Below are 10,431 nucleotides of genomic sequence, written 5' to 3'. Positions count from 1 at the left end.
GGTCGCCTCGGTCGGCGGCAACCGCGCGGTGGAAGTTTCCGGCAACCAGAAACACGAGATCGGCGGCTCGGTAAACACCGTCGTCGGCGGCACGGGGCCGATGGCGATGATGGCCATGGCCGGCGTGCAGGCGCTCTCCGGTCAGACGGCGGGGTTACTTTCGCAGGCCGCCCAGATCGCCGGCGGCGGTGGCCCCGGTGTCGCGGCCTTCGCCACCACGCTTGCCTCATCCGCACTCGGCTTCCTCGGTGCCGGCGGTCTTTCCTCGCGTGAGGGGGTCGTTTCCGGCCCGAGCCCGCGTGCGGATGCGGGTACGGCGCTTGCTGGCTCCGGCTCGGGCGTCGGTTCCGATGCTTCGGGATTGTTTCCGCTGCCGGGCATCATGAACACGATCGTCAGTTCGTTTCAGTCTACATCTGTCGGGGTGGCGAAAACCGAGCAGGTTGGGGTCAGCAAGGTCACGAATGTCGGCCAGACGTCGCTGGAAAATGTTGGGAAATTCAAAAAAACAATCGTCGGCGAGGAGTTTGTCATCGAGTGCGGCGCTTCGAAATTCATCATGAGAAAAGACGGCACCGTCATTATTCTCGGCACGAACTTTAACTTTACCGCATCCGGCCCGACACAGATCAATGGCGTGGTCGTTGACTTGAACAAACCCGGTGGCGGTTTTTCAGACGCCGCGCCGACATCGGCGGACTCATCAGCAAAAGGTTGATCTGAAATGTCCGTCGATAACAGGACGCCATTTCCCGCCCTTGCTTTCCGACAATACAACTTGCTCGGGGAGCTGATGGGAGTCGTGGTTGCAAGGGGTACTTTCAAGCTGACAAATGGAGGGCCTCTCCAACTCTCGGACAAGCAATCGCCCCTCGTCATGTCAGATATCTATGACGGTGACCCGCATCAATCACCTCAGATGGCATGCACCGATCTTGCGCCATTCAAGCCCGGAACCGACGTGACATTTATAGGCGCGACATTTTCACCGGGTGGAGAGCCTTCATCCTCGTGGACTTGCGGTTTACGGGTAGGCTCTATCGAGAAGCGTCTCCGCGTTCACGGTCCACGTTTCTGGCGGGCAAAAACGCGCAAGACTTGGCGTGGTTTGATGGATCGGGCGCATGAGGATGCCCTGGATGGTTGGGAACTCACAGAAGGCCAACCGGTACCTCACGTCCCGTTGGACTGGCGGCTGGCATTTGGAGGACGGCTGGGCCATGAGGCTATAGAGGCAAATCCTGTCGGCATAGGCCTCGTAGACGAGTCGCGGTTCAGGGAACGATCCGAATGGCCCGCTCCGCAGATTGAAGACGAAAACCTGCCAATTCGCGCGGTAAGCGACAGGCCGACGCCTGCAGGTCTTGCTCCGATTTCACCCTTCTGGCTGGATCGCGCCGATCTCGCAGGAACCTATGATGACGAATGGTTGGAGAAGCGGCATCCCCTGCTTCCGACGGATTTCAATTTCTCGTTTTGGCAGGCTGCACCGAAAGACCAGGTTGCCGAGCCTTGGTTGACGGGGAACGAAGCATTTGAACTTCACAGACTCTTGCCGCAGTTTGAAACTCTGGAAGGGTTTTTACCTGACATCTCGCTGCGGGTGGAGCTCGACCAGGGACGGGGCGTTCAGTGGTCCCCTCTTGTTCTCGACGGTGTCCACTTCGACATGAGGCCCGGAATTGGCCGAGTATTTCTCACGTGGCGGATAGGATTTCCTTGGCCCGAACGGCGCGGTGTTCCGATACTGTCAATCGCCGACAGGCACGCGGAGACGATGGCATGAGCGATGATGTCACCGTTCTTGAGCCAATTACTGTTTACGGCTCAGATCCTTCGCCGAACATCGCCTTGGCGAAAGAACTGAACCTGCCGCAGACCACCCTCTTCCACGAACCCGACCGCGCCGCAGGGTACGTAGATTACAAAAGCAGCCTTGATGCGGAGGAGCAGCGCGCATATTTCAATGACCCCGAAGAGGGAGACGAATATCATCCGCCGCCAACGACCGCGGATCCGAGCCCGCCGGAATTTATTCCAGATGATGCTTCAGCGTTGGCTGTATGCCTGTCCCCAGATGTTTGCAAATCGCCGGACAAACCGGTTCCTTACATGTGCTGGGGCAAAGGAGATGACAAGAACAACTATTCGCCCGATGTGCGCTCAAACGGCCTCGTCATAAAGCGCCAGAATTCGCAGTTCCGTTGCTCGTATGGCGATGAGCCCGGCGTAGGCCTTGGTGTAAAGTCAGGAACCGTCGGCAATATCGTTGAACCTGTCACTTCGTCCACTATCGTAAGGGCGAACGGAATACCTGTTCAACGGCACACAGATCGCTGCACGCTCAACAACGGAAATTGCCCAGGCGAATACGTCAACGTCAAATCGACCGAGACAAGTACGCCGCCAGACGCGAATGATGCGCAGGATAAGGCGTGGTATGAACAAGCGTTGGACTGGACCGGCCAAAAGCTTGATGAAGCTGGAAAGGCGATCAGCGAATTCGATGAAAACAATGGGAGGATTGTTACTCGAACGGTAGGTGGTCTGCAGGCGGTTGGCGGTGCTGCAGAGGCAGTTGCCGGCGCTGCCCTTGCCGGGGTTGGAGGCGCGGCAACCGGCACGGGTGTCGGTGCAGCACCGGGTATCCCGGCCATGATCGGCGGTGGCCTTCTTGTTGCTAACGGCTATGACAATTTCCAGGCTGGCCTGCGTCAGGCGTGGACGGGTGAAGCGACTTCAACCGCCATTGCAAGCGCCTCCGGCGATGTCGCTAGGCTTGCCGGTGCATCCGAACAGACTGCACAACAGGTCGAAAACACCGTCGGAATGGTCCAAGGTGTTGCGGGTGGTACCGGAGCTGTTGCTGCAGGCATGAAAGTCGCAGGCAGAACTGCCGCAACGGCTGAGGCTGGTGCTCTGGCGAGAAGTCAGACACAGACAGCTGGCCGAACGGCGGTGGAGACAGGTGAGCAAGGTGCAAGAAGTACTCGGCGCATAAGCCTTCGCAGGCAGTATCTGGGCAATACTCCTTCCAAAACCTCACGCACCGGCAACGAGGTTCGTGAACGGATGCGTGAAGAAGGCCTGTTGCGGACGAACCGTAGGGGGCAGGATGAATTTCTTGACGAAAACAATGTCTGGAGACCGGTCGATTCACCTCAAACGCATATGGGGCACCACCCGGTTGACGCTGTCGACTATTGGAATTCTACGGGACGCTTCCATGGCGCCCGATCACAAGAAGTGCGAGATTGGATGTTGAACTCTGACAATTATCGGTTTGAATGGGGGCCATCAAACTCGAGTCGAGGGGGGCAAACTCGCTCCCGTTACCTGCCGCCTGCCAACTGAGGAAAAAAATGACTAGAAAGCCTGAAATAGAAGCAAGCCTGAAGGCACAGATTGACAAATTGCTGGATTTATCTGGTCAGAAATTTCAGGCCGGAGATTTGGCGGGATCTGTCGAACTGGGGCTCCAGGCTTGGGCGTTGATACCTGAACCTAAAGAAAAATGGGACTATTACCCGCAGAGCCTATCAGCAGGCTTTGTCCAAGACTATGTCGATCTGGGAGATAAGGACAACGCCTCCAATTGGATCGAAGTCATGGCGAAAATGTATGACGATCCAAATCATGAGGACCACCTTGTTCTTATGACGGAAGGGGAAGCAATGTACAAACTCGGCGATAGAGAGCGAGCGTACTACGTATTTGGTAGAATATTCGAAATATATGGGCAGAAAGGATTCGCAGGGGATCAAAAACAGTACCTGGATTTCTACCTCAAACGGAAAGAAGGCCGTGAATAATAACGAGCAGGAACTCCCCGACGATATCTACCGTGAAGTAGTCCGCCTCTCATCCATAGGTGACGAGTTCGATGAGCGCGGTTTGCCGGTGGAGGCGATAACTTCGTGGCGGCAAGCTCTCGCTCTTTTGCCAACTCCGAAGCGGATATGGGATGCATCGGTATGGTTGAACGCTTCTATTGGTGATGCATTCCTACAGGTTGGTGACTGGGAAAACGCTTGTCGTGCCTTTCGGGAGGCGGAAAATAGTGGGAACGGCTTCTCCAATGCATTTGTCCAATTCGGACTCGGAGTTTCCTTTTTCGAGCTAGGCGATACTTTTGCGGCGAAAGAACATCTTTTGCGCGCATACATGCTGGAAGGCTACGATCTATTTGCGGATGCGGACCCCAAATATTTATCGCTCTTGAAAAAAGAGAAGCTAATATAAATCCGAGTTAATTCTCGTTTTGTTCGTAGTTTTTGCCGGGGACGATCGGTTGCATGTCTTTGACTATGATCATTGTGATTTCGGTCATTTCTCATAGTCTTGACCGGAGCCATGTGGCGGTTTGGAAGAGACCGTGAAATGGCTTCGCCGGTTTGATTTAGCGGAGCCTGTTTCTGCGTTTGCCAGCGGAAGTTCCGCTTCTAGTCGCCTGGCCCGAAAGAAACGCACCGACATCCTCTTCCCGAAGCGGCGGCGCATAGATGTAGCCCTGCACCAGCGTGGCGCCGAGGCCTTCGAGTGCGGTAAGCTCAGCTGGTGTTTCCACCCCTTCCACCACGCATTCCAGTTCCATGTCGCGGCTGAGGGTGAGAAGGGATTTCACGATTTTGTAGCTGGCCGGTTTTTCGTGCAGGTCCGTGACGAAGCTGCGGTCGATCTTGATCTTGGTCAGCGGCAATGCATGCAGTCGCGTCAGGCTGGAATAGCCGGTGCCGAAATCGTCCAGCGATATGCCGCAGCCGAGGCGGCGCAGCATTTCGACCGATTGCCTCACCTGTTCGAAATCATGGGCAAAAGCCGTCTCGGTAATTTCAAGGTCCAGCCGGCATGCATCGAAGTTGCTGTTTTCGATAATGCCGAGAAGGGAAAGTACGCCCTCATGGGAATTGAGGTCCTGGGCCGAAAGGTTGAACGACAGGCGCAGGGAGGGTTCCCATGTGGCGGCGGAGGCGAGCGCCATCTTGAGAAGCGGTCGTGTCAGCGAACCGACGATGCCGGCCCGTTCCGCGATGGGGAAAAACTGGCAAGGCGGCACATGTCCGAGAACCGGGCTGTGCCAGCGCGCCAGCGCTTCAAACCCTGCCGTTCTTCCGTCGCGTATATCGACGATCGGCTGAAACACGACCGAAAGCTCGTTTTCCATATCCCTCTGTCTGAGCAAGTGCTCGACGCGGGCTTCGATATTGATCTGCTTTTCGTGCTCCGCATCGAACAGAACGGCATCGCCTCGCCGGGTTTTCTTGGCGTGGTAAAGGGCATAATCCGCCCTGTCGAATAGCTGTTCAAGCGTTGAGGCGAGGTGCGGAAACACGGCAATTCCCATGGATGCGGAAACATGCACGGTGCCCTCCGGCATATGGTAAGGCGCCCTCAACTGCTCGGAGATTGCATTGGCATTCGCGACGAGTTGCGCGTCATCGGGTATGATCGGGGCGACGATGGCGAATTCGTCCCCGCCGAGCCGAAAGGCCCTGCTGGCTTTCAGATTGGCGGTGAGGCGTTTGCTGACATTGACCAGCAGCCTGTCTCCTACGGAGTGTCCGTAAAGATCGTTGACCGGCTTGAATCCGTCCAGATCGATGACACCCAGCGCCAGCCGGGTTCCGTTGGCTCTGGCTTTTTGGAGTTCGGCTTCAAGGTGGGCGAAAAAGGCGCGACGGTTGGGCAGTTCCGTCAGGCTGTCGATATTGGCTAGCAGCAGGTTTTCGTTGCTGAGCGCTTCCGTGCGCTGTTGTGAAATGACCATGCGCTCGAAATTGCGGTAGTTGGTCAGCAAAATGGACATCATGCCGGTGCAGACCAGCAGCACATTGATGGCAATGGCAACAAAGGTCGGTTGCTGCGAGGCCAGAAAGAAGGCGATGAAGGCGCCATTGACGATGAGCGTCACCGTGAAGGCGGCCGAGCGCACATACATCAGACAGAAAATGCAGGAAATGACAGTGATCGCCATATAGAAGGCGACGTGGGATTGCATATAGGCATCCCCATAGGGCACCAGAAGGAAAGACCAGAGCGTAAATGCCATGGCGATGCCGGCAGCGAGGCGGTTCGTGCGCCGAAGGGCTGCATGCGCCACCCGCGGTTCGGGATCCAAGCCGCGCGTCCTCCACCAGAAGGCGATCCTGAGCGTGCAGCCGAGCGTGAACAGGGTGGGAACTCCAACGGTGAGCCAAAGCGGCGCCAATTGCATATGCGTTACTGCAAGCGCCCATGTGCTTGAAAGCAGGATGAAATACATCATCGGCATCTGTCGGCTGAAAGCGCGATACTGTGCTTTCAGCAGATCAGGATTGTCGGACCGGACGGACATGAAATCATGCAGTTTTTGCGTGGTGGTCAGTATTTTCATTCATGGCTCTTCAAGTACAGAACGACATTTGTAACATAATTCCTGTTACGTCATTGGAAATACACAGGGTTAACCGACAGACAATTGCATCAACCGCAAGATGCAGGCGCTTCGCTTCGCAACATTCCACTGTTTTCAGTATTTTATGTTTCCGGGTGGGGGATTTTTGATTGGAAATAAGTCCTTTGCTTCAAACTGCCTGTTTCTGCGAAGCTGTTCACTTGGCATGGGCGGCCCGCCCACTCCCAATGTTCATCAGCACCTTTTCAACGCCCCTTGAAAAGTTTGAACGCGCGTGCAATATGAACGCGTGTTCAAACTTTGAGAAATGGTTCTTGCGCATGGATTCGATCCACTATCCCGATACATTGGCAGCGCGTGCCGAATTGTGCCGCAGCGTCATTCTTTCCGCCGGGGAGCTGGTGCTGAAAGGTTTTCAGGGCGAGGCGACGCGCAGCTTTTCGATGAAGGGGCCGCAGGATTTTCTGACAGTGACGGATGCTGCCTCCGAAGCGCATATTCGCGGCGCGATCGCGGCCGCTTTCCCGGAAGACAGTTTTTTCGGGGAAGAGGGCGGGGGCGAGATCGGTGACCGCGTCTGGGTCGTGGATCCCATCGACGGCACCGCCAATTTTGCCCGTGGCATTCCGCATTTCTGCATCTCCATCGCCTATGTCGAAAACGGGCAGACCGAAATCGGGGCGATCTATAATCCCGCCCTTGGCGAGCTTTATTTCGCCCGCCGCGGCGAGGGAGCGACGCGCAACGGGCAACCGATCCGGACTGCGGAAACGGAGCGCTTCGATGCCGCTTCCATCGAGATGGGGTGGTCCACCCGTATCGCGAATGCGACCTATCTCGATGTCGTCAGGAACCTGCTCGATATGGGCGCCAATGTCCGCCGCGCCGGCTCCGGCGCGCTGGCGCTTGCCTATGTGGCTGACGGCCGTTCCGATGGCTATCTCGAATTACACATGAATTCATGGGATTGTCTTGCGGGGCTGCTACTCGTCAGCGAAGCTGGCGGCGATGTGTGCCCTTTTCTGGAGATCGGCAGTCTCAGGGATGGCGGGCCGGTGCTGGCCGCAGCAGCCGGTGTTGCCAAAGGCGTCAGCCAGGCATCGAATATAGCGCTGGCCGCCCGGCAGCTGTCGGATCGTCCGCGGGCGGTATCGGCGTGATTTAAGGCGGAGGCCCTTTCGCAGAGGGGGCCTCGTGCTTCATGCATGTGGAGGAATGAAATGGATGGACCCGTTTATGCCCGGCCCCTGCCGTGCTTCCGACTGGATCGACAGGGTCGAGGGCAGATGGTCGAGGGCAGAAAGACCGCTCAACCATGCTGACACGCGCGCTTCCCTCCGTTGCCGTCATCGCCGACGCGCATTTCCATGACACGGCAGCCGATTTCGGATTTCCCGGCATCGAAATCGATGGTCAGCGCATCACCATGCGCAGCTGGTCGGATACCCGTGAATCCACCCGGGTTTTCAACGAGAGCGCCGATGCATTGCATGCGGCGCTGGAGGAGGTGCGGCAGCGCGGCATTCGCCATGTGGTGCTGCTTGGCGACTATACCGATGATGGCCAGCGGGTGACGACTGAAACGCTGAAGAACATCCTGCAACGCCACAGCGACGCCCACGGCACAGCCTTCTACGCATTGCCCGGAAACCACGATATTTTCGGACCCCGCGGCCGGCATCATACCAAGGAGTTTCTGACGGAGAACGGCAAATGCCTTTCCGTTTCAAGCGATGCGCGGCGGGCCGGTGAGCGCGTCGTCGTAAGCGACGGGATGTATTGCGAAGGCTATCCTGCAGGCCTTGGCCCGATGGCGGCTTTCGGTTATTTCCGCCAGCCGGATTATCTGCATTGGGAAACCCCTTTCGGTGTTTCCGATGCGCCGGAGGACCGGTTGTACGCGGTGCGCTCACCCGATGGGCGCAATGTCTACCGCCTGATGGATGCCTCCTATCTGGTCGAACCGGAACCGGGCTTGTGGCTGCTGATGATCGACGCCAATATTTTCGAGCCGCTCGATGGTGCGTTCGAAGCGGGCGAGGAGGCGGCTTTCATCGACAGCACCTCCGGTGGATGGAATGCGCTTTTGCGCTGCAAGCCCTTCCTCATCGACTGGATCGCCGATGTGCGCCGCAGGGCGGAGCTGCATGGCAAGACATTGCTCGGCTTTTCCCACTATCCGGCGCTCGATCCCTTCGATGGCGCAAGCGGTGCGGAAGGCGCCCTGTTCGGCGAAACCAATGTCGTGCGCCGCACGCCGCGCAAGGCGGTGGAGGATGCGCTGTTACAGGCCGGGCTTGCCGTCCATTTCAGCGGGCACCTGCACGTGGAAGGCGTGACCCGGCGCGGGGAAGGCGAAAACTCGCTCACCAATATCGCCGTGCCGTCGCTCGTCGCCTTTCCGCCTGCCTTCAAGGTCGTCCACCCGTCGCGGCAGGAAATCCTTGTCGAGACGGTGGAGATGGCTGCCCTGCCGGTCAATGGTCGTATTTCCGATGGTTATGCACAGGAGACAGCACTGGCGGGCGAGGCGAACGACCCGGCTTTTGCCGCCGGCAATTACGGTGAATTTCTGCTGGGCCACAAGCGGGCGCTGATCAGGCACCGTTATTTCCCCAGGGAATGGCCGTCCGAGGTCGTCACGGCAATCGCCGATAAAAGCGTTCGGGAGGTTCTCGATCTGCTAGGAGGGGAAGGCCTTTCCTCGTCTGATGCTACTGTCCTGTCCTTGGACCTGCCGATGTTCGAGCTGATTGCCGACTGGTATTGCCTGCGCCAGGGCGCAGGCCTGGCGCTGCCGCACATCGCGCCGCAACGGCTTTCCCTTTACCGAACGCTGGCGGAGCGCTTCGGCCGGGAGCCGGATCGTCACGATGGTTCGGTCGAAAGCTTTCTCGAAATCTTCTTCGGAGCTCTCGGCCTGTTTCTCGAGCGTGCCGAAGGCAGTCCGCGCGATCTGAAGCTTGGGCTTGTACCGCAGCGTGAACGCGTTGCGGTTTGATGTGAAGATTTTTGCCCGGAAAGACATTTGGTCTAGCGCGCGGTGATGCGCTCGACCATGGACACGGGTACGATCTGAAGCCGGGTTTCCGGCTCATCGCTATCGAGCGCGGTCAAAACCTTCTCTGTCAATGCGTCGAAAGACTGGGCAACGGTCGTCAGCTGGTAGCTTTTCCAGCCGGCCTGCGGAATATCGTCGAAACCGACAATCGAGATATCTTCCGGCACCCGGCGGCCCATTTCCAGCCGGGCGGCGTCCATGAAACCAAGTGCCAGCAGATCAGTGACACAGAAGGCGCCATCAATGGTCCTGTCCGCGAGCAGTTCTCGACCGGCCTGATAGCCACTGTCATAGCTGGTGGGGCCGCCGCACCATGGAACCACCTGGATACCCTCCATGGTCATGCGCTCGGTGAAAGCGTTGACGCGGCGCAACTGTGCGGGCGTCCGGCTGCCGCTGGAGACAACCGCAACCTTTCTGCACCTGGCTGCCACAAGCCGCATGGCGGCCAGGTTGGCGCCGTGGGAATCGTCGCTCAGCACCATATTCGTATCGGTGCGGTCCAGATGCTGGTTGATGAGGATGAGACGCACGCCGTTGGCGATGCATTCGTCGATAATAGAGGCCGGAGGTTCACCGGAAAGAACGATGATAGCCTGCGCGCGGAATTCGAAGAGACGCTCGATGAGTGGTGCAATGTCCTTGCGCGCATCTGCGGCATTCAGAAGCAGGCATTGCAGGCCGCGACGCAGAAGGCCGATGCTGAGGAGATCGAGTTGCTTTGAAATGAAGGGAGAACCGAGGTTGGCGCCGACGACCCCGATGAGGTTGGAACGGTCATTGTTGAGGCCCTGCGCCAGCCGGTTGACGCGGTAGCCGAGTTCCTGTGCCGCTTTCAGTACCTTGCGCCGGACGGCCTTGGATACGCTGCCGCCGGGAGTGAAGGTGCGTGAAACGGCGGAGCGTGAGACACCCGCCTTTTTCGCCACTTCTTCGGCTGTCACGAACCCTCGCGCCATTCAATCCCCCGTTGCCA

General features: G+C 57.8%; 8 protein-coding genes and 1 pseudogene. 7 read left to right on the top strand and 2 right to left on the bottom strand.

Annotation, left to right across the window (positions count from 1 at the left end):
- From BS627_RS15845 to BS627_RS15825, 5 genes and pseudogenes are all read left to right on the top strand, one after another.
- Nucleotides 1–718: pseudogene (locus BS627_RS15845) on the top strand (type VI secretion system tip protein VgrG); the annotation flags it as partial.
- Between the two features lie 6 nt (nt 719–724).
- The gene (locus BS627_RS15840) at nt 725–1,786 is read left to right on the top strand and encodes a DUF2169 family type VI secretion system accessory protein (protein WP_077984129.1); all 1,062 of its coding nucleotides are present in this window, start codon (nt 725–727) and stop codon (nt 1,784–1,786) included.
- The gene (locus BS627_RS15835; protein ID WP_077984128.1) at nt 1,783–3,354 is read left to right on the top strand and encodes a PAAR-like domain-containing protein; all 1,572 of its coding nucleotides are present in this window, start codon (nt 1,783–1,785) and stop codon (nt 3,352–3,354) included. Before BS627_RS15840 ends, BS627_RS15835 begins: the two co-directional genes overlap by 4 nt.
- Nucleotides 3,355–3,362: 8 nt before the next feature.
- Nucleotides 3,363–3,812, top strand: a complete 450-nt coding sequence (locus BS627_RS15830) for a hypothetical protein (RefSeq protein ID WP_165691271.1) — start codon at nt 3,363–3,365, stop codon at nt 3,810–3,812.
- Nucleotides 3,805–4,242, top strand: a complete 438-nt coding sequence (locus BS627_RS15825) for a tetratricopeptide repeat protein (protein ID WP_077984127.1) — start codon at nt 3,805–3,807, stop codon at nt 4,240–4,242. The genes BS627_RS15830 and BS627_RS15825 overlap by 8 nt, the downstream gene beginning before the upstream one ends.
- Nucleotides 4,243–4,399: 157 nt before the next feature.
- On the opposite strand, the gene BS627_RS15820 is transcribed toward BS627_RS15825, so the two are convergent.
- A complete protein-coding gene (locus BS627_RS15820; protein WP_165691270.1) occupies nt 4,400–6,373 on the bottom strand; it encodes a putative bifunctional diguanylate cyclase/phosphodiesterase in 1,974 nt (657 codons plus the stop codon).
- A gap of 341 nt (nt 6,374–6,714) precedes the next feature.
- Between BS627_RS15820 and BS627_RS15815 the strand changes: the two genes are divergently transcribed.
- Entirely contained in the window at nt 6,715–7,554 is an 840-nt protein-coding gene (locus BS627_RS15815) for an inositol monophosphatase family protein (RefSeq protein ID WP_077984150.1), read from the top strand.
- 155 nt (nt 7,555–7,709) lie between these two features.
- Nucleotides 7,710–9,395, top strand: coding sequence for a metallophosphoesterase family protein (locus BS627_RS15810; protein WP_077984126.1), 1,686 nt, complete (start codon nt 7,710–7,712; stop codon nt 9,393–9,395).
- Nucleotides 9,396–9,427: 32 nt separating this feature from the next.
- On the opposite strand, the gene BS627_RS15805 is transcribed toward BS627_RS15810, so the two are convergent.
- On the bottom strand, nt 9,428–10,414 hold the full coding sequence (locus BS627_RS15805; RefSeq protein ID WP_077984125.1) for a LacI family DNA-binding transcriptional regulator: 987 nt from the start codon (nt 10,412–10,414) through the stop codon (nt 9,428–9,430).
- Between the last annotated feature and the right edge of the window lie 17 nt (nt 10,415–10,431).

Source organism: Agrobacterium salinitolerans (assembly GCF_002008225.1).
GTDB lineage: Bacteria > Pseudomonadota > Alphaproteobacteria > Rhizobiales > Rhizobiaceae > Agrobacterium > Agrobacterium salinitolerans.
Note: the sequence above shows the minus strand (reverse complement) of the source record. Positions and strands in the feature narration are given on the sequence as shown.

What these genes read in the sequence shown, in the direction of transcription:
- BS627_RS15840 (WP_077984129.1), top strand. Translation starts at nt 725, where the DNA reads ATGTCCGTCGATAACAGGACGCCATTTCCCGCCCTTGCTTTCCGACAA.
- BS627_RS15835 (WP_077984128.1), top strand. Translation starts at nt 1,783, where the DNA reads ATGAGCGATGATGTCACCGTTCTTGAGCCAATTACTGTTTACGGCTCA.
- BS627_RS15830 (WP_165691271.1), top strand. Translation starts at nt 3,363, where the DNA reads ATGACTAGAAAGCCTGAAATAGAAGCAAGCCTGAAGGCACAGATTGAC.
- BS627_RS15820 (WP_165691270.1), bottom strand. Translation starts at nt 6,373, where the DNA reads ATGAAAATACTGACCACCACGCAAAAACTGCATGATTTCATGTCCGTC.
- BS627_RS15815 (WP_077984150.1), top strand. Translation starts at nt 6,715, where the DNA reads ATGGATTCGATCCACTATCCCGATACATTGGCAGCGCGTGCCGAATTG.
- BS627_RS15810 (WP_077984126.1), top strand. Translation starts at nt 7,710, where the DNA reads ATGCTGACACGCGCGCTTCCCTCCGTTGCCGTCATCGCCGACGCGCAT.
- BS627_RS15805 (WP_077984125.1), bottom strand. Translation starts at nt 10,414, where the DNA reads ATGGCGCGAGGGTTCGTGACAGCCGAAGAAGTGGCGAAAAAGGCGGGT.